Source organism: Eubacterium sulci ATCC 35585, assembly GCA_001189495.1.
GTDB lineage: Bacteria > Bacillota > Clostridia > Peptostreptococcales > Anaerovoracaceae > Eubacterium_B > Eubacterium_B sulci.
This window is the reverse complement of sequence record CP012068.1, coordinates 788,515-809,124: the sequence shown is the minus strand read 5'-3', so window position 1 is coordinate 809,124 and position 20,610 is coordinate 788,515. Positions and strand designations below refer to the sequence as shown.

Here is a 20,610-nt window from a genome sequence, read left to right as displayed (position 1 = left end):
GCTAAAATGCTCTATACAAATACTCTGCTGTCTAATCCTGTTTTGTCAATTCCTTAACTGATGCTGCAAGACCCGCAATTCCCGCTATCTCTGAAGGAATGATAATCTTGGTAGCCTGACCATCTGCAGCCTTAACAAATGAATCTAAGCTCTTAAGAGCGATAACCTCTTGGTTAGGCTGCGCTTCAACGAGCATTCTGATACCATCAGCAGTAGCCTGCTGTACCATTTTGATTGCTTGCGCTTCACCTTCAGCGGCGCAAATTGCAGCCTGCTTCTGAGCTTCTGCTTCCAAGATTGTTGCCTGCTTCTTAGCCTCAGCCTCAAGGATTGTAGCCTGCTTGTTACCCTCTGCTGTGAGGACTGCAGACTTTTTCTCACCCTCAGCTCTAATGATCGCTTCACGACGTTCACGCTCAGCTCTCATCTGCTTTTCCATGGCTCTCTGGATATCTCCAGGAGGCGTAATATTCTTAACTTCTACACGGTTAATCTTGATTCCCCAAGGGTCTGTAGCTTCGTCTAGGACTACTCTGATTTTGGAGTTGATTGTTTCTCTACTTGTGAGAGATTCATCAAGCTCAAGGTCACCGATAATGTTTCTTAGTGTTGTAGCTGTTAGATTTTCGATAGCGTCCATTGGGCTTTCTACACCGTAAGCATATAGCTTAGGATCTGTAATCTGGAAGTAGATAACTGTATCGATTTCCATGGTTACATTATCCTTAGTGATTACCGGCTGTGGTGGGAAGTCGATAACTTTCTCCTTCAGTGAAACCTTCCTTGCAATCTTGTCGATTAGTGGAATTTTGAAGTGAAGTCCTACCTGCCATGTCTGGTGATAAGCTCCTAGTCTCTCAATTACATATGACTTTGCCTGAGGCACGATTCTTACATTGCTTGCGATTACTGCTACAGCGATCACAATGAATATAAGTCCAATAAAAATTTTTAGTATCTCTTCCATTGCAAACTCCTATTTAACTAACTCTCTTACAATAACTTTAACACCTTTTATTTCAAGAACTTCGACCTCCGCTCCTGCTTTGATAACATCGTCATCGTTTTCGGGCATAGCACTCCATTCCTGTGTACCTACTCTAACGCGTCCATTTCCATCAAAATATATATCCGATATAGCTTTGCCACGCTCACCTATCAATGTCATGGTATTTGTCTTGTATTCACCTGTCTTTAGCTTTTTGACAAATATCTTTCTCGTAAATGCGAGAAGGACTACTGAAACGCATAGGAATATGACAAATTGTAGCCAAAACTCTGCACCTAGGATTCCTGCAATCAAAGCAGCTACGCTTCCTCCTGCAAACCAAATGGTTGTAAGACCAAGTGTTATGGCCTCTATAATCACAAATGCTAGTGCAAGCACAAGCCAAAATACGACTTGGCATACGGTTGATTCAAATATAAAATTCATACTCACCTCCGCAAGCTATGCTTGAATGCCTCTTTCGCTAAGTTCCTTCTCAATCTGCTCAAGCTCGAGTGGTCTCTTAGTCTTCTGAGTTGTAGTCTTGATTGTTGGCCTATCTGATAAGAAGAAGCGCTTAACCATCTTGTAAGCAGGCATACCCTCATTAATCTTATCTAGGTCTTTATCAAACTGCTTTTCTAACTGTTCAACAGTTAAATTATTCTCACTTAGGTACTCTTTATTATATACTACTTTCATCCACAAAACCACATCGTTTTGGCGGTTTCTAGAGAATAACATGCACTCATCTACATAAGGAAGTAGCCCCACTAGATTCTCTATTTCTTCAGGGAAAACATTCTTTCCGTTCTTCATTACGATTACGTTCTTCTTACGTCCCATGAGCCATAGGAAATCATCATTATCAAAGCGAGCAAGGTCGCCTGTGTGGAACCATCCATCGACGATAACTTCTTTGGTTGCAGCCTCGTCATTGTAGTAGCCGAGCATTACATTTTCTCCACGAACTACAAGCTCTCCGATTCCGTTTTCGTCTGGACTATCGATTCTACCCTCAACAAAAGGCATTAGCTTTCCGACTGAACCATGTCTTATATTAAACTGAGATTCACTGGCAATTGTTGGCGCAGTTTCTGTAAGTCCATACCCCTGAACTGTTAGAATCCCAAAATCGTTCATACCTTTTGCTACGACTGGATCAAGCGCTGCCGCACCATTGATAATAAATCTTATTTTGCCTCCGAGCTGGTCGATTATAGACTTAAATACCTTGCGTCTAATATTGATACCAAATTTCTCTGAAATAGCACAGATTTTGAGGGCTTTTTCTATCTTTCCACCCATTCCTTGCTTTTCTGCGGCTTTGATAATCTTGCGATACATGTTCTCAAGGAGTAGTGGAACTGTCATCAAAACAGAAACCTCGTATTCCTTCATGTTAATCAAAATATATTTTAGACCATCAAAGAAGGCATTCTTCATTCCCTGAGATATGAAAGTAATCATGCCCATCATTCCGTAGATATGATGAAGTGGCAAAATCATGAGGTTTACATCATCTGGGAAGAATTCCTCTTCGAGGTTCATGCTGTAGTTTACAGACATGATGTTGCTGTGCGATAGCATAACTGCCTTTGATGCAGATGTCGTTCCCGATGTAAATAGAAGGAATGACATAGCTTCTGGATCTATAGGCGCCTCAGTATACTCAGTATAGCCAGATTCTACAAGTTCCTTACCTCTATCTAAAAGGTCATGTATACAAAGACCTCCCTCAGGTGCAAAGTCCATACCTATTGCAACCTTAAGTGAAGTATTACCCTCGTCCATGATTTCCTTGACAGTCTTGTAGCTCTTCTTGTCGCAGAAGATAGCTGTGCATTCACTTCTCTGAAGAAGTCCGATAAGTTCATCCTTCTGAAGCATTTTATCAAGTGGAACAACTACGCCAAGTCCACATGCTGTCGCAAAATATGATAGACACCAGTGATAGCTATTATCTCCCAAAACTGCAAGTCTTGAGTTGTTATATCCAAGTTCCCAAAGAGCTGAACCTAGATAGTTCATCTCATCTAAAAGCATCTTATATGTTGTATTTATATAGCTAACCTCTTTGTTGCTTCCTCTTACTTTTGTTACATACGCAACTCTATCTGCATACTTTTCGGCAGAGGTTTTTAGTAGCTCCCTAAGATTCTCAAATCTATGGAATTTCTGCTCTAGACGCAGCTTTCTTTTATTCATCATTATTGGCTTTCTCCTTATTTCATTTAAAAGATTCCATTTGGTTTAAGATTATCATTATTAACAGCCTATGTCAAATTGACTACATAAGTTTGATGTGATAAAGTTAATATAACTGATGTAAAAATCAAAAGAACAGAAACGAGGCGTTTTATAATATGAAAAGAGTTTTTTCCGGCGTACAACCTACAGGCAATATTCACTTAGGAAACTATCTAGGTGCACTGCGTCAGTTTGTTGAATTACAGGAGGACCACGAGTGTCTTTACTGCATAGTTGACCAGCATGCAATCACCGTAAATCAGGATCCTAAGGAGCTTAGAGAGCATATACTTGACGTTGCAGCTTTATACCTTGCAATCGGAGTGGATCCTAAGCGCTCAATAGTATTTGTTCAGTCAGACGTTCCTGCTCACACGGAGCTTTCTTGGATTTTGACATGTAACTCATACACCGGCGAGCTCTATCGCATGACGCAGTTTAAGTCAAAGAGCCAAAACAAGGAATCTGCGCCAGCGGGACTTTTGATGTACCCTGTCCTCATGGCAGCTGACATTCTTTTATATGATACAGATGTGGTTCCTGTCGGAAACGACCAGAAACAGCACATTGAGCTTTGCAGAAACATCGCGACAAGAATTAATAATACAAGAAAGAAAACCTTTGTGATTCCAGACGGAAGATTTATGAAGGAAGGCGCACGAGTTATGGCTCTTGATGACCCTACTCAGAAGATGAGTAAATCTGCACCAAATGTTCACAGTCGTATTTCTCTACTAGATGATGCTAACAAGATTAAGAAATCAATAATGAAGGCTACTACGGATTCTGAAGGAATCATCAAATTCGACATAGAGAATAAGCCGGGTGTAAGCAATCTTCTCAATATTTATAGCGTTCTTTCAGGCGAGACGATCTCCGATATAGAAGCAAAGTATGAAGGTAAAGGCTATGGCGATTTTAAGAAGGACCTCGTAGAAATAACTGTAAACGCCCTTGCACCTATCAAAGAAAGATATGAGCAGATTAGACATTCAGATGAGCTTATCGAAATTCTAAAAGATGGTGCTGAAAGAGCGAATGCGATTGCAGACAAAACTATGAGAAGAGTCAAGGATAACTTTGGTCTTGGACTAAAAAAATAGATATATTTTATATCAAAAATAAATAGCAAAATAAAACCTCTACATGCTGTAATCAGCGCCGTAGAGGTCTTTTTTGGTATTTTATTTTCCGCTCGTATGCTTGGTTACGTGAACCGACTTTATCTCGTAGTGACCATCTTTTTCCTCTGGATTTCCGAAGTGAAAGATTGTCATAGTATCACCCTTCTTGAGTTCTACTTTCTGAGTAGTCTTTACATAAAACACATCCTTGGAGCTATATTCATCCTCGTCACCGTTATAGTTGCACTTTAGGATAGTCTCTTCTCCCTTGCTCTCCTGAGATACATATTTCACCTCTGTCTGATGAAGCAGCTGAGCAAAAATGAAAAGCCCTAGTGAAATTGAAAACACTACAACTGCAGTTACTATTCTTACCTTTGATCCTCTATCCATCGCGTTCTCCCTAAATTCTATGGTGCGCTCAGAGGGGATCGAACCCTCGCCACCACATTCGGAGTGTGGTACTCTATCCACTGAGCTATGAGCGCAAGCCTCTACTCCGAGTATAATAAACGTTCCTGTCTATATTACCACAGCAAAAGCTAATTTTAAATATTAAACTTCATATACCTTGTGCTCCACATTTCCAAAAATATCTAAAATGTTTATAGAAATTGGCGTCTTATCAGTCTTAAAACTGCTGAAGCATGTCTTAAGCTTTCCACCCTCACTCACTTCGATAATTTCAGGCCTATGCACGCTTCCATCATAGTCAAAGTCTATACTCCACGCAAGGATAAGGCTTAATGGATTCTCATCTATGAGAGTTTTTATCTTCTCTATTTCATCTGCTTCAAGCTTACTCTCTGCCCTGTTAAGCTTTATGCTCTCGAGCTCAACCATAATCTCATATATTCCTGATACATCGTTCTTATCTGAACAAATATTTACTTTTGACTTTAGAGATGAAGTCTTTGGCTTTTTCGTATCAAGTATGGTAAAGCTAGCGTTTTCTTTGAAAAGCCTTGCCGTTGAAGTTGCAATTGCAAGCTTTCCGATGTCGGCTATAACAAAGCGTCTATCTAGCTTTGATGCTGCAGCGCCAACAGTTCCGCTTCCGCAGAAAAAGTCAGCAACTATATCGCCCTCATCTGTGAATGCCTCGATGATCCTATTTATGAGCTGCTCCGGCTTTTGTGTTGCATAACCCGTGCGCTCAGCCGAAGTTCTTCCAACCATATCGATGCTCCAGACATCCTTCATGTTAACCATGGTGTACCATCCGATGTCGTCCTGAAATTCCTCAACACCTTTAAATCTATATGGCTTGAAGCCTCTGTTATATGACTTTTCCTTTTGCGGTCTAAACTTGAATTTCTTTGTCTTTGAATAGATCAAAATATTATCGTGTTTGCGCGAAAATCTTTTGTTAGTGCTACCGCCAGACTTATAGTTCCAAATTATCTCGTTTACGAAGTTTTCACTGCCAAAAATTTCATCGAGCAGTACTCTCGCATAATGAGACGCGTGCCAGTCTAGATGAAGGCAAAGCACACCATCATCACTTAAAAGTTCTCTCATCAAAAGGAGCCTTGACGCAAGCATTTTTAGATACTCGGACATTCCATACGACCAGCTATCCTTATATGCTGTGTGCTTAAAGCTCTTTTCTCCGGCCTGAAGCACTGCATCGTAATCAGCCATTGAAAAGAATGGCGGATCGACATATATAAGGTTTATCTTTTGATTGAAGTTTTCATCAGCTATAAGACTTCTGATTACTGTCCTATTGTCGCCTTGAATCAGAAGATTGTCGCTAGGACTCTTGCTCAAAAGTCCCTCTGGCTTAATCTCTGCTCTAAGGTAAAGCTTCTTTGGCGAAGACTTCATACTCCTTTGATACATCTGACTTCCAGACCTATATATTCTGTTGATTTTAGCTAATAGTCCCATAGGATTCCCCCTGCACTATAATCAAATCACCTTGCAGATCACTCCGCCGCCGTAAACAATGTCACCATCGTACATTACAGCTGATTGACCAACTGTTATAGCCCTCTGCGGTTCATCAAAGATTACTCTCACCCTGTCATCTGAAAGCGGTATAACCTTTGCCTTGTTTTCCTTCTGGCTGTATCTAACCTTTACATATAAAGTCATTTCTTCAGTAGGTGGCTCGCAGGCTATCCAGTTGAAGTCACAGGCTTCAAACTCTTTCTTGAACAGGTCTTCATTTCTTCCAAGAATAACTTTGTTGTCGATAATATTCTTTTCGCAAACATACATAGGTTCCTTTAGTGCAAGTCCAAGACCCTTGCGTTGACCTATAGTATACTTGATAATTCCCTTATGTTCACCGAGTACCTCGCCGTCCTTATCTATAAACTCACCATGAGGATACTCCTTGCCTCTATATCTTGTTATGAAGCTAGCATAATCGCCATCTGGAACAAAGCAAATGTCCTGACTGTCGCGTTTTCTTGCATTGATAAAGCCATGCTCCTCAGCTATACGTCTCACTTCTTCCTTGTCATCCATCTCGCCTAGTGGGAAAATTGTATGTGCTAGTTGCTCTTGAGTTATGGAATATAGAACATAGCTTTGGTCCTTATTCTTATCTACAGCCTTGAGAAGCTGATATCTTCCCGTTTCTTCATCAAATCGCACTCGTGCATAGTGACCCGTTACGATGTAATCCTGACCTAGCTCCTTAGCTCTCTGATAGAGTCTTTTGAACTTAATGTATCTATTGCAATCTATACAAGGATTAGGAGTCATACCTTCTTCGTAGGCATTTACAAATCTCTCAATAACCTCGTTTTCAAAGTCATCCTCAAAGTTAAAGACATAATACTTAATCCCGAGCTTATTTGCGACATTTCTCGCATCTTCAACATCGTCAAGACTGCAACATGTATTACAGGCCTTTTCGCCTATCATCTCGTTGTCATAGAGCTTCATAGTAACTCCTATGGTTTCATATCCCATATTCTTTATGAGAAAGGCTGAAACACTGCTGTCTACACCTCCACTCATGGCAATCATAGCTCTCTTGTTTTCTCTATTATCTATTAATGGTGTTATCTGATTCATAAGCTTCCTCTCTAAGCTTGGTCGACAGCCTGTTAAGGAATTGTGCTGTCATTCCCCATATCACTATGCCCTCATACTCATAAATCGGTATTCTCATAGTGCCTCTCCTCCACTCGTAATCTGGAGGTATTCCCACCTTATCGTATGGGAATTCTCTTATATTTGTCTCATATTTTTCTCTATAGAATTCAGGATCATTTTCGACAAAATATGAAAGCGGTATCAAATATAATTTTTCTACTTCATCCTTTTCTATCTTTATCCTTTCATAGCTTGCCTCACTTATCTCCGCTATGAAGGAATAAATGGTGAAATCGGCCTGTCCATAGAGCGTATCTCCTTGTGCCAGTAGCTTGATTTCGCTGACAGGAACGCCGATTTCTTCATTGCACTCGCGCAGCGCCGCCGCCTGCGGCGGCTCCCCGGCCTCAATGCGTCCGCCGGGGAAGCATATTTCGCCTGGCTGCGAAATATGCGCGGCGCGCTTCTCCAGGAGCACATGCATCTTACCCTCTCGCTCCACGAGAGGTATTAAAACCGAGTAAAAGCGATGCTCCTTGACAACGGCCTCGCTTTTATATTCTTTAAAAAAATCTCTTATATCCTCTGAACTATACATATATATTCTCCTGCGATAAATATCTAAATCGCATTATTTTTCACTTCATAATGTACACATAAGTGCTCTATTATTAACAGTAATAAGTATATCATATTTTGATATGTAAAGTGTAAAAATTCCGTTCTCATCTCATTTCAGGGTGTTTTAGATAGCTCGTAATTTGACAAGCCCATTTTGATGGGTTATATTTTATCTATTCAATTCGGAGGTACATCATGAATAACTTAGACCTTTTAACAAAACACCTAAATAAAATTTTTGAAGAGAAAAACTTTCCCGGAGTCAGCGTATGCATTCGCGGTCCTGAGGGAATCGTATATGAACACGGCTTTGGCCACATCGATATGGCAAAGAGCAGAGAAATTAACAAGGACACGATAATGGGCATAGCTTCCATGAGTAAGTCCATGACCTCACTCGCCTGTGCAGTACTTCAGGCAGAAGGAAAGCTCAACTTCTCAGATCCTGTGACTGACTACTTTCCTCAGTTTCGTATTCCTGGAACGCCAAGAGAAAGCGTTACACTGAGACATCTTGCTATGCATACTGCTGGAGTTCCACCTATTGCACCACTTGAATGGTCAATTGTAATGAATACTCCAGGAAGAGATTCCGAATACGAAAGAGAGCTAAAAAAGAGCGCTCCTAATAAGATGGATACGATAGAAGATATCATCGATTTCATTGCAAATAGCGGAGCTTACGAACCACTTGGTGCTCCTGGAGAATATATGAGCTACTCCAATGATGCCTATGCTATTTTGTCTTATGTAGTGGATAAGGCTGCAGGACAGAGCCTTGAGAACTTTCTTGAGGAACGTATATTTAGGCCTCTTGGCATGACTAGAACCGTGCTAGACCTAGATGGTAGCGAAGCTAATAAGCTTGGAAGTGACGGTAATATTACGGAGCTATTTGAAAAGGACGAAGACGGCAACCTCTACTCCGATAGAGTATGGTCAGTTTTACCGCCATTTAGAGGCTGTGCCTGCGTAAAATCCACAGCAGATGATATGGCTAAATACTATCTTATGATTGCGCAAAACGGCGTTTACGAAGGAAAACAAATAATCCCTGCTGAAGCAGTTGAAATCCTTATCGGAAGAGAGTTTCCTGAGAGACAAAGACCTTTCTACTGCTTTGGTCTAAATAAGAGACTTATGGCTGACCGCGTTCTCTGTGAACATGCAGGTGGCCTTCATGGAGTTTCCACAAATGGTGGCCTAGTAAGAGCTGAAGCTAATCTTCCTGGCTATGGACTTGCAGTTTTGTGTAATGAGAGCGAAGTATCTACAGAGAATATGTTCTACGCATGCTATAACCTAGTTTTAGGGCTAGAGCTAGACCTTATTCATCGCTGGTTCATTCCTTCAGGCAAGAAATTCCTCGATCCTGAAATGATAGTTGGAAAATACATATGTAGAGAGGCAAATCCTGCATATAACATAGTTACACTTACAGAAGACTTTGAGCTTCACGCAGAATATCAAGGCGAGCCACTTGAGCTTCACCTATGCTACGGCACCCTTTTCAGTGCAAGAACAAAAGATGACCCAGATACTCATTACACATCAATGGAATTCTTTGTCAGAAATGGTAAGGCCTGGGGCGTTAGATGCGGAACCCGTATCTATCAGAGAATCGAAGAATAAATATACTGAGTTTGCTTAAGTGTGCATGAAGTTTGCGACAAGTCACATTTAATATGATTAGCTACTTTTGACAAATCAAAATTAATACAATTAGCAGTTTGCGACATGCATTTACAAACAAAAAAATGAGAGGAGGTCTTACCTCCTCTTTCATTTTATAACCTTCTATCAAATTAGTTCAAAACCTCGTAATCTGCGAAGTCTACACCAATCATCTCTTCCTTCTCTGCGCTCAGGCTTACAACGAAGTCCATACCGTAGTCCTTAGAGATGTTCTTTAGTCTTTTCAAGAACTCCGGTAGATCTCCAAGTGAGAAATCAGCATGCTTAAGTATGCTGTCTATGTAAATAGTCTTGATATCGTGATCAGAACTTATGATTCCATATAAAAATCCGATGTATTCGTCGCTATTTGTTACATGCTCATAATCCTCCATGCAAACGACTCTGATCTTATACTTAAGGTCATACATCAGACGGGCATTCTTGTTGATAAAAATGATGTTGCCATCACTCTTTTCAGCTTCAGTATTTGCAAGTTCAATCATCATTTTGGTCTTTCCTGTTCCCTTGTGACCAATCAATAGTTTAACCATAATGCAGTCCTCCTATCATTTTATTATCGCTATTATACACTAAGTATCATAAGTATTCAACGACAATTTTGTAAAACAATTTTGTAAATTTAATAATATTTTTTCATATAATCAAAGATAGTCATTATGTTTTGATATGCTGCCTAAAAACATTTGGTTTTACTTACTTATAACTTGCTCAAAAATCTTAAAGCGGATTTTCTACCCTTTTCTATTTTTGCTTCATCGACATCATCTACTGCAGATGAGCTCACCCACTTTTTACCGTATAGTGTCTGCACTGATTCCAAGATGAGTCCGCAGGCCTGAATATCCTTTTCATCTGCTAAGACCTTTGCAAATGCATCCTTTGATGCTTCACATATCTCTTCCTTTCCTATCCCATGAAATGATAACTGCATGAGACTTGAAGCAGACCAAACCCTGCAAAGCACATCATCTTCGCTGAGCATCTGTCTAGTCAGAAAGCTTATTTCATTTGATGTGCCAACCCAGCCAAGAGCTATGATTAGTTTTCTTCTTAGAATTTCATCGCAAATTTTGATGTCAGATATGAGAATAGGAATCAGTCTTTCGCAAAATCCTGTATAAAATTCCCTATGTCTTGATTTTGATAGAATCTCAGCTATCAAGTATTCTGTTAGAACTTTGATAACTTCATCTTCGGCTTCGGAAATCTTTGTAAATAGAAATTCAAGTCCATCAGGTCCGTGCCTATCAAAGCTATTTTCTAGGTAGAGTCTTCTGCCTGACTTCCATGAATCACAAATCAGCTTGTAGTGGTAGTCTATCTCACCACTTGCTCCTAGAGCGGCGATGAATTTAATTCTATCTCCGTCTGGAAAGTCTTTGATAGCTAATTCATTATATGCTTTTTCTAAAACTTCTCTTACATCACTCATTATTAAGCCTCAGCTGTCCGCAAGCAGCGTCTATATCATCACCTAGTTCTCGTCTTATGGTTGCAGGGATTCCTGCCTCTTCCAAAGCCTTTTGAAACTCAAAGGCCTTGCTCTTGCTAACTGTGACAAAACCGCTATCCTTGACCTCGTTAAGAGGAATTAAATTGACATGACAGAGTTTTCCCTTTAGCAGCCCAGCAAGTCTCTTTGCACTCTGCACGCTGTCATTTACCCCACTTACAAGAGTATACTCGTAGGTTATTCTGCGATTTGTCTTTTCGGTGTACTCGTCGCAGGCCTTTAAGACGTCTTTAATGCTGTACCTGTTATTAATTGGCATGATAGCACTTCTATCTTCATCGCTAGATGCGTGGAGTGAAATTGCAAGATTAACCTGATTGAAGTCTTCTGCAAACCTTAAAATCATAGGAACTATACCACATGTTGAAACAGTTATATTTCTCATGCCTATGCCTAGGCCCTTTGGTTCATTGACTATCCTGAGAAACTTTGATAGGTTCTCATAGTTATCAAATGGCTCTCCACTGCCCATAACGACGATATGACCAATTTTTTCACCGGTATCCTCCTGAGCAGCCATGATCTGCGAAACCATCTCTCCAGCTGTCAAATTTCTTGCTAGTCCCTTAATCGTGGACGCACAAAATCTGCAGCCCATCCGGCATCCTGCCTGCGATGAGACGCAGATTGAGTTTCCGAACTTATATTTCATGAAAACGCATTCTATGGTGTTTCCATCTGAAAGCTCAAGTAGATACTTGCGAGTTCCGTCAAGCTTTGATTTTTGGACAGTTCGTATATTAAGTTTTTCGAGGTATGCCTTGTCTTCGAGCTCATAGCGCAAAGCTTCCGGAAGATTATTCATCTCCCGAAAGCTTTTTTTGCCCTTATATATCCAGTCAAATATCTGCGCGCCTCTAAATGCAGGCACGCCTATACCGCTGGCGAAGTCCTTCAGCTCATTTAAGGTCATACTCCTCAAATCAACTCGTTCAGACATTCTATTTCCTCACTACGCAGATTCCTGTCTTGTGACCATTGATGTCAAAGCTCTCCTCTGTCTTTGCAAATTCAACTGTATCTGCTAGAGTTTCGTCCTTGATGTAGTCAGCAAACTCCTTAACAGCCTCGCAAACCTCTTCGTCTGCTTCAAGAACAATATCGATTCTATCCATCATCTCAAAGTCGTTCTGCTTACGTAGCTGCTGTACCTTTGATACAACTTCTCTTGCAAGTCCTTCCTTAACTAGCTCTGGTGTTAGAACTGTGTCAAGTATTGTAAATACGTTGTTTTCCATAGCTACTGCAAATCCATCCTTAGCGCTGATTCTTACATCAACAAAGTCCTTAGGAACATTTACAACTTCGCCAGCTACAGTCATCTCTACTTCGCCCTTTGCTTCTAGCTCAGCCACAAACTCAGCAGCGTCTAGCTTTGCTAGCTCATCTCCAAACTGCTTGATGTTCTTTCCTAGAACTGGTCCAGCAACCTTGAAGTTTGGCTTTAGAGATAGGTTCATGTACTCACCTAGCTCATCAGCAAATACAACATTTTTGACGTTAAGCTCTTCCATTACTAGGTCTGTAAGGTCAGCAACAAGTGGTTTGTACTTACCATCTACGAGTATCTCGTTAAGTGGCTGTCTAACCTTGATTCTCTCTTTTTCACGAGCACCACGTCCAAGAGTTACGAAACTTCTTACTAGGTCCATACGCTCCTCAACCTTGTTATCTATGAGAGCTTCATTGCATTCAGGAAGATATGCTGTGTGAACAGTTTCCTCTCCTGTTAGCTTTGTATAAATTTCGTCAGAGATGAACGGAGCAAATGGCGCAATCATGAGTGATACACCTACCAATACCTCGAAGGTTGTTGCATATACGCTCATCTTATCTTCTGTCATTTCGCTTCCGTAGAATCTTCTTCTAGCACGTCTAATGTACCAGTTTGAGAAGTCCTCGCTGACAAATTCAGTAAGTGCTCTAACAGTCTTCATATGGTCGTAGTTATCCATATGCTCTCTAACTTCTTTTACAAGCTTGTTATATCTTGAGAGTATCCATCTATCTAGCTCCGGTCTCATGTCGTATGCTAGCTCTAGATTTGCTACATCAAGATCATCCTGATTTGAATATAGTACAAAGAAGTTATATACGTTTCTAAGTGTTCCAAAGAACTTGCTTACAACGTCCTTAAGTCCATCTTCGTCAAACTTTGTTGGTGTCCAAGCTGGCGATACTGAAAGCAAGTACCATCTTGTAGCATCTGCTCCGTACTGGTCAAAGAGTTCAAATGGCGAAACTGTATTTCCCTTGGACTTACTCATCTTCTTGCCATTCTTATCAAGGATGAGGTCGTTAACTAGAACATTCTTATATGGTGACTTACCCATGATGAATGTCGAGATTGCCATTAGTGAATAGAACCAACCTCTTGTCTGGTCGATACCTTCACAGATAAAGTCAGCCGGGAAGAGTTTCTCTTCGAAGTGCTCTGTATTCTCAAACGGATAGTGCCACTGTGCAAATGGCATTGCTCCTGAGTCGAACCAGCAGTCCATAACTTCTACTATTCTTGTCATTTCCTTTCCGCAGTGTGGGCACTTTAAGTGTACATCATCAACATACGGACGGTGTAGCTCTATGCTCTCATCGATATTTTCTACAGCCTTCTCAACTAGCTCTGCACGGCTTCCTACGCACTCAAGGTGACCGCAGTCGCACTTCCAGATTGGGATTGGAGTTCCCCAGTATCTAGATCTTGAGATTGCCCAGTCCTTAACATCTGCTAGCCAGTTTCCGAATCTCTTCTCACCTACGAAAGGTGGATACCAGTTTACTGTATTGTTATTAGCAACAAGCTGATCTTTAAGATCGCTCATCTTGATGTACCAGCTCTGTCTAGCATAGTAAACTAGAGGTGTTCCGCATCTCCAGCAGTGTGGATAGTTATGTTCTATCTTCTGCTTAGCAAATACCTTATCATCTAGGTACTTGATGATTTCTACATCAAGACCATCCTCCATTATGAAGTGACCCTTCCATGGAGTTTCAGTATAGCAACCCTGCTCGTCGACAGGCTGAAGGAACGCCGCTCCATACTTCTTACCACACTGGTAGTCGTCCTCACCAAATGCAGGAGCTGTATGTACGATACCTGTACCATCCTCGATAGATACATAGTCCATGCATGTAACAAAGAAAGCCTTGTCACCTTCCTTAACCTGACAGAAAGGCATTAGCTGCTCGTACTCCATGTACTCAAGGTCTTTACCCTTCATACGCTCAACTACCTCATAGTTGCCTTCGCCAAGAACTCTATCGGCAAGAGCCTCTACTAGGTAGAAGTAATTTCCTTCATCATTACCATTTAGCATCTTAACCTTGACATAATCAAAGTCAGGACCTACTGTAAGCATTGTGTTTGCTGCAAGTGTCCAAGCAGTTGTTGTCCAAGCTAGGAAATACTCGTTATCAGTTCCCTTCTTCTTGAACTTAACAACAAGAGTATTTACCTTAACCTCCTTATATCCCTGAGCTACTTCGTGTGAAGCAAGACCAGTTCCACATCTTGGGCAGTAAGGAAGAATCTTGTGTCCTTCATAGATGAGTCCTTTATCAAAGAACTTCTTTAGGATCCACCATCCGCTCTCGATATAGTCGTTGTTAAGTGTGATATATGGATCATCAAGGTCAACTAGATATGCCATTCTCTCTGTCATCTCTCTCCACTTATCTGTATAAGTAAAAACAGACTCACGGCACTTTTCGTTAAACTCCTTGATTCCGTACTTTTCTATATCCTGCTTGCCGTTCATGTTGAGCTGCTTCTCAACTTCGATTTCTACAGGAAGTCCGTGTGTATCCCAACCAGCCTTACGATTAACCTGGTAACCCTTCATTGTCCAGTATCTACAAACGGAATCCTTAAGTGTTCTTGCCATTACATGGTGTATTCCTGGCATTCCGTTAGCCGTTGGAGGTCCCTCGTAAAAGACATATTTTGGTTTCCCCTCGCGTGCTGTTACGCACTTCTTTAGTAAATCCTCTCTTTTCCACTTCTCAACCTGTTCCTGCTGAACTTCAGCTACAGGCTGTTCGGATAATCTCTCAAACATACTTCTCTCCTTCAAAAAATTAATCCCTATACAGAAAAAACTGCATAGGGACGATTATCAAACCGCGGTACCACCCTAGTTGCTTACCTCTGACAAGGTGCCTCTCATTAAAGTGTCAGGCTCCAGAGTGATATTCGTATTTAGGTTCACCGCAAATCTCTCAGCAATTGATCTACTCTCTGTAAGGGTCTTAGCCTAAACCTACTTTGTCTCCTTCATAGCCTAAATATTAAGCTTTAGCCGAGCTCAAACTCGACTATATGCTATATTAACATCTCGCAGATAAGATTTCAAGTTATTTTTGTAAAAAAAACTAAGATATTATAAGATAATTTGTATACTCCATATAATCCCCATAAACAAAGCAAAAGCCCTGTGATGTACAGGGCTTAGTACTTATTTATTTTGCTCTCTCAAGATTGATACGGTTCTGCTTGTCGATTTCGTAAACTCTTACCTTTACTTCATCTCCAACATTCATAACATCCTCAACCTTCTCTACGCGGTGGTCTGCCATCTTTGAGATATGCAACAGACCTTCCTTACCAGGAAGAATCTCGATGAAAGCACCAAAGCTCATAATCTTGGTTACCTTACCCTCGTATGTTTGGCCAACTTCTGCGTCCTTAGTTAGAAGCTCAATCTCGCGCTTAGCAGCCTCTGCTCCAGCCATGTCTGAGCTGTAGATGCTGATAAGTCCTGATGCATCTTCTGCGATGTCAATCTTAACACCAGTCTCATCGATGATTCTGTTGATTGTCTTTCCACCAGGTCCGATAACTATTCTGATCTTATCAGGATCAATCATCATATTGATGCTTCTTGGAGCGTACTTAGACATCTCCTTGCGTGGCTCAGGAATTTCCTCGAGCATTACATCTAGGATATGAGCTCTACCTTCCTTAGCCTGTGCAAGAGCCTTCTCTAGGATTTCTCTTGAAAGACCGTGAATCTTGATATCCATCTGTATAGCTGTTACACCGACTTCTGTACCTGTAACCTTAAAGTCCATATCACCAAGGAAATCTTCCATTCCCTGAATATCACTTAGGACAGCGATTTTCTGGCTGCCGTCTTCTTCTGTTCTTGAAATAAGTCCCATAGCGATACCTGAAACAGGTCTCTTAATTGGAACACCAGCATCCATAAGTGCTAGAGTTGATCCGCATGTTGAACCCATCGAGCTTGAACCGTTTGATGAAAGTACATCTGAAACGACTCTTAGTGCATATGGGAACTCTTCTACCGGTGGAATTACTGGAAGAAGCGCTCTCTCAGCAAGTGCTCCGTGTCCAATCTCTCTTCTGCCTGGGCTTCTTGGTGATTTAGCTTCACCTGTACAGTAGCCTGGGAAGTTATAGTGGTGCATATATCTCTTCTCTGTCTGCTCTGTGATACCATCAATCATCTGAGCTTCGCTAGAAGGTGCAAGTGTGCATGTTGACATTACCTGAGTCTGCCCTCTTGTGAAAAGTCCGCTTCCGTGTACTCTTGGAAGAAGTCCTGTCTCACACCATACAGGTCTAATCTCCGTGGTCTTACGATTGTCAGGTCTAATACCTTCATCAAGAATCATATTTCTTACGGATTCCTTAGTTATATTGTAAAGAACAGCTGCGATATCCTTCTCGTTGTCAGGATAGATCTCAGCGAAGTGTTCCTTTGTCTCTACTTCTACAGCATCCATGTTATCTAGACGCTCAAGCTTATCAAATGTATGAATAGCCTCCTGCATTCTGCCGGTAGCATATGCTCTTACTGCAGCATCGATATCCTCTGGAATCTGCTTTATTACGAGTTCCTTCTTAGGCTTACCAACCTCTGCTACAATCTCATCGATAAACTCAACGAGTTTCTTGATTTCTTCGTGTCCGAAGAAGATAGCATCAAGCATTACTTCTTCTGAAACTTCGTCAGCTCCGGCTTCTACCATCATGATAGCATCCTTGGTTCCTGCAACTGTTAGGTTGATGTCTGACTGCTCTCTCTGCTCAAGTGTAGGGTTGATGATGAATCTTCCATCAACTCTGCCGACTCTTACTGCAGCGATAGGTCCTTCCCATGGAATGTCAGATGTAGCGATAGCAACCGATGCACCTACCATAGCCATGATATCAGTCTCGCAGTCAAGGTCAACTGACATTACTGTTGCAACAACTACTACGTCGTTGTGGTATCCCTTAGGGAAAAGTGGACGAAGAGGTCTGTCCATAAGTCTTGAGCTTAGGATTGCCTTCTCGCTAGGTCTTCCCTCTCTTCTGATAAATCCTCCAGGAATCTTACCTGAAGCATACATCTTCTCTTCGTAATCGCATGATAGAGGCAAAAAGTCGATATCCTCTCTTGCCTCCTTAGAAGCGCATACTGTAACGCTGACAACGGACTCACCGTACTTAACCATAACCTGGCCGTTTGCCTGCTCACAAATCTTTCCGAGTTCGAACTCTAAAAGTCTTCCTCCAACTGCGGTCTTAAATGTTCTGTAATCTGTAAATCTTGCCATTAATAAACAACTCCTTCCTGTTTATCCTATTCCAAGGCAATAACTTCTGGCATCTCAGTCACTTTATCTGATTTGCCTAAAAAAAGCGAGGTCTTAGACCTCGCTAACATACTTAGTATAACTACTTTCTCAAGCCTAGACGAGCAATAAGATTTCTATATCTTTCTATATCTACGTTCTTGAGGTAGTTAAGAAGGTTTCTTCTCTGGCCGACCATCTTAAGTAGTCCGCGTCTTGAGTGGTGGTCCTTCTTATGAACCTTAAGGTGCTCGTTCAAATCGTTGATTCTTGCTGTTAGTACAGCTACCTGAACCTCTGGAGAACCTGTATCTCCTTCTTTAGTTGCGTATTCGCTGATGATTGCAGCTTTCTGATCTTTAGTTATCATGTCTTTTCTCCTTTTTATTAAATACGCTTTTGTCGAGAATGCGTTGGAGTGTCGCAAAACCAAACAAAAGTAAATTACTAAACAATGTTATCACGTTATGCGTTAAATTGCAAGTGATTTATTTAGCCCTAGCTTATTAGCTGTAATAGCGGAAAACTCCCTTAACCTTACCGAGAATCTTAACATCTCTAACGATTATTGGGCTCATATCATCGTTCTCAGGCTGAAGTCTGATGTGATCCTTCTCCTTGTAGAAAGTCTTGACTGTAGCCTCGCTCTCAAAACCATCTACCATAGCTACGACAATCTCTCCATTGCGGGCAGTCTGTCTCTGTTCAACCAAAATAAGATCGCCATCAAATATACCAGCATTAATCATGCTCTCGCCCTTAACCTTAAGCATGAAGTTGTTACCAGATACATATCTAGCTGGAACTGGGAAGCAGTCATCTACATGTTGCTCTGCAGTTATAGGTGTACCTGCAGCTATAGTTCCAACAACTGGTACATTGATTATCTCTTCGTTGACTGGTTCTAGCTCTGGCTCCTTGACAGGCTTATGTGTTTCTCTACCCACTATTACAAGAGTTCTAGGCTTAGCTGGGTCCTTCTTAACATAACCCTGCTGCGCGAGACTCTCAAGATCGTTATGCACTGTTGATGTAGACTTAATATCTAGGGCTGCGCCTATCTCTCTAACCGTAGGTGCATATCCTTTCTCATCGAATTCCTTGCGCATAAAGTCAAGGATTCTCATCTGCCTTGCCTTTGCTTTTTCCTTTGCTTTGGACATATCAAACTCTCCTTTTTATCTATCCAATTGATAATATCATATTTCAAACAAAAAGTAAACATTAGTTCTTTATTTTTGATATGCAAATATTTATTCTTTTTCTGTTCATTTTCATGCTCACGCGATTTTCACATAAGTATTGACAGAATTATGATATAATATAGGAGCTATTTTTGATAGAGAGGAGAATTTTATGCTTAGACACAGGATATCCACCGCACACAAAGAGAAAGTAATTTCCATCCAAAGCATTCTTATAATTCTATCCATATTTATATTATTATTTACAAGTATTCCATCCCCTAGCTATGCCAAGAGCGCTAAAACACTACCGCTCAGCAAAGAATCTGTCGACGGAAGCCCTGCAACAGGCAGTTCATTGGCTGTGGCAAATAGCAAGGGATATTCAATAGACCAAAGATATTCACCAGCTGGTACGATAATAACTGAAATCAAAACTGGACAAATTCTATGGGACGAAAACAGTACGGTAGAATGGACCCCAGCGAGCATGTCCAAGCTCATGACAATAGCGCTAACCTACGACGCAATTAAAGAAGGAAAGCTATCTATTGACACAGTTGTTCCAGTTAAGGAAAGACATGCAAGAGTTTCTGCAAATTCAAATCTCAGCAATAACAAGATGCAGGTCGGAGCCTCATATACTGTCGGTGAGTTAATGGAGCTAATTGCAGTTCCCTCTTCAGCAGCAGCTACCTACATGCTCATGGACCTTCTGGCACCAGATATTGATACCTTTGTTACAATGATGAATAACAAAGCTAAGGAACTTGGAATGGTCAATACCAAGTATGTAAATCCTATCGGCGTCCTAAATGTTCTCCTAGGTCAAGATGGCCCTTCAGGAGACCCTTATGCTGATAACTACACTTCAGCAAGAGACTACGCATGTCTTTGCACCTACCTGGTAACCAACTATCCTGACCTTTTAAACCACACGATAAATGCAAATCTCGTATCAAAGCCTGGAACTATATACGAGGAGCGCTTTGAAGGTCATAACTACTCCCTTCCTGGAGAAAAATATGCATTTCCTGGTGCTGATGGCATCAAAACTGGCTCTGCTAGAAAGGGATATAACTACAGCCTCACGGCAAAGCAAGGAAATACGAGAATGATAGAGATTGTCCTAGGCGTAAGCGTTTGGGGCGATAGCTCTGCAGAATCCATGAGACACTTAATCGGTAACTCAATACTTGAAGATGCCTTTGCTAAATATGAATATCGCAAGGTTTTATCTGCGGGTAAATATTCAGTCAAAGGCAAGATAATAGATGTAAAAGAAGACTTCTACGACTGCGTTCCAAAGGACTATAAACCGAAGTTCATCTGTGACTTTAAGAACAAGAAGTTAAAGCTCAATATTTCAAATAGACAGTATCTCAATGGCTTTGCCGAGCCGAGTGCAAGTTTTGAACTTGTGAAGACCGTAGCATCTAAGAATGCAGTTGAAAAATCAAAACCTATCAGCATCGGATCGACTTTGATGTCCATACTCGTTATAAGCTTAGCTGCCGCTATTTTAGCTTTAATATACGTTAAGAAAAGAAACAAAAAAGCACCTGAAAGCAGACGCAGACATAGGCGCAGATAATAAAA

16 protein-coding genes, 1 tRNA gene and 1 pseudogene are annotated in these 20,610 nt (G+C 41.1%); 3 read left to right on the top strand and 15 right to left on the bottom strand.

The genetic code is table 11. The features are described 5' to 3' along the window. Positions 1–31 precede the first annotated feature (31 nt). Genes ADJ67_03695 through ADJ67_03685 form a run of 3 tightly spaced genes read right to left on the bottom strand, consistent with a single transcriptional unit; the run spans position 32 to position 3,196 of the window. The gene (locus ADJ67_03695) at positions 32–967 is read right to left on the bottom strand and encodes a peptidase (protein ID AKT46859.1); all 936 of its coding nucleotides are present in this window, start codon (positions 965–967) and stop codon (positions 32–34) included. Between the two features lie 9 nt (positions 968–976). Further along, positions 977–1,435 (bottom strand): hypothetical protein, encoded by a 459-nt coding sequence (locus ADJ67_03690; GenBank protein ID AKT46858.1) that lies wholly within the window; start codon positions 1,433–1,435, stop codon positions 977–979. Between the two features lie 15 nt (positions 1,436–1,450). Further along, complete coding sequence (locus tag ADJ67_03685; GenBank protein ID AKT47661.1) at positions 1,451–3,196, bottom strand: hypothetical protein; 1,746 nt, start codon at positions 3,194–3,196, stop codon at positions 1,451–1,453. Positions 3,197–3,354: 158 nt separating this feature from the next. Here ADJ67_03685 and ADJ67_03680 point away from each other — a divergent pair, with 158 nt between their 5' ends. Next, the gene (locus ADJ67_03680; GenBank protein ID AKT46857.1) at positions 3,355–4,341 is read left to right on the top strand and encodes a tryptophanyl-tRNA synthetase; all 987 of its coding nucleotides are present in this window, start codon (positions 3,355–3,357) and stop codon (positions 4,339–4,341) included. 81 nt (positions 4,342–4,422) lie between these two features. Here ADJ67_03680 and ADJ67_03675 read toward each other — a convergent pair whose 3' ends face one another. The 5 genes and pseudogenes from ADJ67_03675 to ADJ67_03655 all read right to left on the bottom strand — a co-directional run bounded on the left by ADJ67_03675 (position 4,423) and on the right by ADJ67_03655 (position 7,996). Beyond that, positions 4,423–4,755 carry a hypothetical protein gene (locus ADJ67_03675; protein ID AKT46856.1) on the bottom strand — a complete coding sequence of 111 codons (333 nt, stop codon included), beginning with the start codon at positions 4,753–4,755 and terminating at the stop codon, positions 4,423–4,425. Positions 4,756–4,775: 20 nt separating this feature from the next. Beyond that, a tRNA-Arg gene (locus ADJ67_03670) sits at positions 4,776–4,850 on the bottom strand. 496 nt (positions 4,851–5,346) lie between these two features. Next, positions 5,347–6,255, bottom strand: a pseudogene (locus ADJ67_03665) (hypothetical protein). A 21-nt stretch (positions 6,256–6,276) separates the two neighbouring features. Next, the gene (locus ADJ67_03660) at positions 6,277–7,395 is read right to left on the bottom strand and encodes a thiouridylase (protein ID AKT46855.1); all 1,119 of its coding nucleotides are present in this window, start codon (positions 7,393–7,395) and stop codon (positions 6,277–6,279) included. Further along, positions 7,367–7,996, bottom strand: a complete 630-nt coding sequence (locus ADJ67_03655; protein AKT47660.1) for a hypothetical protein — start codon at positions 7,994–7,996, stop codon at positions 7,367–7,369. The genes ADJ67_03660 and ADJ67_03655 overlap by 29 nt, the downstream gene beginning before the upstream one ends. Before the next feature lie 236 nt (positions 7,997–8,232). Between ADJ67_03655 and ADJ67_03650 the strand changes: the two genes are divergently transcribed. Then, on the top strand, positions 8,233–9,669 hold the full coding sequence (locus ADJ67_03650) for a hypothetical protein (GenBank protein ID AKT46854.1): 1,437 nt from the start codon (positions 8,233–8,235) through the stop codon (positions 9,667–9,669). Positions 9,670–9,842: 173 nt separating this feature from the next. Here ADJ67_03650 and ADJ67_03645 read toward each other — a convergent pair whose 3' ends face one another. The 7 genes from ADJ67_03645 to ADJ67_03615 form a co-directional block, all read right to left on the bottom strand. Next, positions 9,843–10,265 (bottom strand): hypothetical protein, encoded by a 423-nt coding sequence (locus ADJ67_03645; GenBank protein ID AKT46853.1) that lies wholly within the window; start codon positions 10,263–10,265, stop codon positions 9,843–9,845. 167 nt (positions 10,266–10,432) lie between these two features. After that, positions 10,433–11,167 (bottom strand): hypothetical protein, encoded by a 735-nt coding sequence (locus tag ADJ67_03640; protein ID AKT46852.1) that lies wholly within the window; start codon positions 11,165–11,167, stop codon positions 10,433–10,435. Then, positions 11,160–12,188: a ribosomal RNA large subunit methyltransferase N gene (locus ADJ67_03635; GenBank protein ID AKT46851.1), complete on the bottom strand. Its 1,029-nt coding sequence runs from the start codon at positions 12,186–12,188 to the stop codon at positions 11,160–11,162. Before ADJ67_03635 ends, ADJ67_03640 begins: the two co-directional genes overlap by 8 nt. A 1-nt stretch (position 12,189) precedes the next feature. Then, complete coding sequence (locus ADJ67_03630; protein AKT46850.1) at positions 12,190–15,306, bottom strand: isoleucyl-tRNA synthase; 3,117 nt, start codon at positions 15,304–15,306, stop codon at positions 12,190–12,192. Between the two features lie 400 nt (positions 15,307–15,706). After that, the gene (locus ADJ67_03625; GenBank protein AKT46849.1) at positions 15,707–17,809 is read right to left on the bottom strand and encodes a hypothetical protein; all 2,103 of its coding nucleotides are present in this window, start codon (positions 17,807–17,809) and stop codon (positions 15,707–15,709) included. Between the two features lie 121 nt (positions 17,810–17,930). Beyond that, on the bottom strand, positions 17,931–18,197 hold the full coding sequence (locus ADJ67_03620; GenBank protein AKT46848.1) for a 30S ribosomal protein S15: 267 nt from the start codon (positions 18,195–18,197) through the stop codon (positions 17,931–17,933). Positions 18,198–18,333: 136 nt separating this feature from the next. Continuing rightward, complete coding sequence (locus ADJ67_03615; protein ID AKT46847.1) at positions 18,334–18,990, bottom strand: hypothetical protein; 657 nt, start codon at positions 18,988–18,990, stop codon at positions 18,334–18,336. A 193-nt stretch (positions 18,991–19,183) separates the two neighbouring features. On the opposite strand from ADJ67_03615, the gene ADJ67_03610 reads away from it, so the two are divergent. Further along, positions 19,184–20,605 carry a hypothetical protein gene (locus tag ADJ67_03610; protein ID AKT46846.1) on the top strand — a complete coding sequence of 474 codons (1,422 nt, stop codon included), beginning with the start codon at positions 19,184–19,186 and terminating at the stop codon, positions 20,603–20,605. Positions 20,606–20,610 lie beyond the last annotated feature (5 nt).

What these genes read in the sequence shown, in the direction of transcription:
- ADJ67_03660 (AKT46855.1), bottom strand. Translation starts at nt 7,395, where the DNA reads ATGAATCAGATAACACCATTAATAGATAATAGAGAAAACAAGAGAGCT.
- ADJ67_03620 (AKT46848.1), bottom strand. Translation starts at nt 18,197, where the DNA reads ATGATAACTAAAGATCAGAAAGCTGCAATCATCAGCGAATACGCAACT.
- ADJ67_03695 (AKT46859.1), bottom strand. Translation starts at nt 967, where the DNA reads ATGGAAGAGATACTAAAAATTTTTATTGGACTTATATTCATTGTGATC.
- ADJ67_03630 (AKT46850.1), bottom strand. Translation starts at nt 15,306, where the DNA reads ATGTTTGAGAGATTATCCGAACAGCCTGTAGCTGAAGTTCAGCAGGAA.
- ADJ67_03635 (AKT46851.1), bottom strand. Translation starts at nt 12,188, where the DNA reads ATGTCTGAACGAGTTGATTTGAGGAGTATGACCTTAAATGAGCTGAAG.
- ADJ67_03685 (AKT47661.1), bottom strand. Translation starts at nt 3,196, where the DNA reads ATGAATAAAAGAAAGCTGCGTCTAGAGCAGAAATTCCATAGATTTGAG.
- ADJ67_03680 (AKT46857.1), top strand. Translation starts at nt 3,355, where the DNA reads ATGAAAAGAGTTTTTTCCGGCGTACAACCTACAGGCAATATTCACTTA.
- ADJ67_03675 (AKT46856.1), bottom strand. Translation starts at nt 4,755, where the DNA reads ATGGATAGAGGATCAAAGGTAAGAATAGTAACTGCAGTTGTAGTGTTT.
- ADJ67_03645 (AKT46853.1), bottom strand. Translation starts at nt 10,265, where the DNA reads ATGGTTAAACTATTGATTGGTCACAAGGGAACAGGAAAGACCAAAATG.
- ADJ67_03650 (AKT46854.1), top strand. Translation starts at nt 8,233, where the DNA reads ATGAATAACTTAGACCTTTTAACAAAACACCTAAATAAAATTTTTGAA.
- ADJ67_03610 (AKT46846.1), top strand. Translation starts at nt 19,184, where the DNA reads ATGCTTAGACACAGGATATCCACCGCACACAAAGAGAAAGTAATTTCC.
- ADJ67_03625 (AKT46849.1), bottom strand. Translation starts at nt 17,809, where the DNA reads ATGGCAAGATTTACAGATTACAGAACATTTAAGACCGCAGTTGGAGGA.
- ADJ67_03690 (AKT46858.1), bottom strand. Translation starts at nt 1,435, where the DNA reads ATGAATTTTATATTTGAATCAACCGTATGCCAAGTCGTATTTTGGCTT.
- ADJ67_03615 (AKT46847.1), bottom strand. Translation starts at nt 18,990, where the DNA reads ATGTCCAAAGCAAAGGAAAAAGCAAAGGCAAGGCAGATGAGAATCCTT.
- ADJ67_03640 (AKT46852.1), bottom strand. Translation starts at nt 11,167, where the DNA reads ATGAGTGATGTAAGAGAAGTTTTAGAAAAAGCATATAATGAATTAGCT.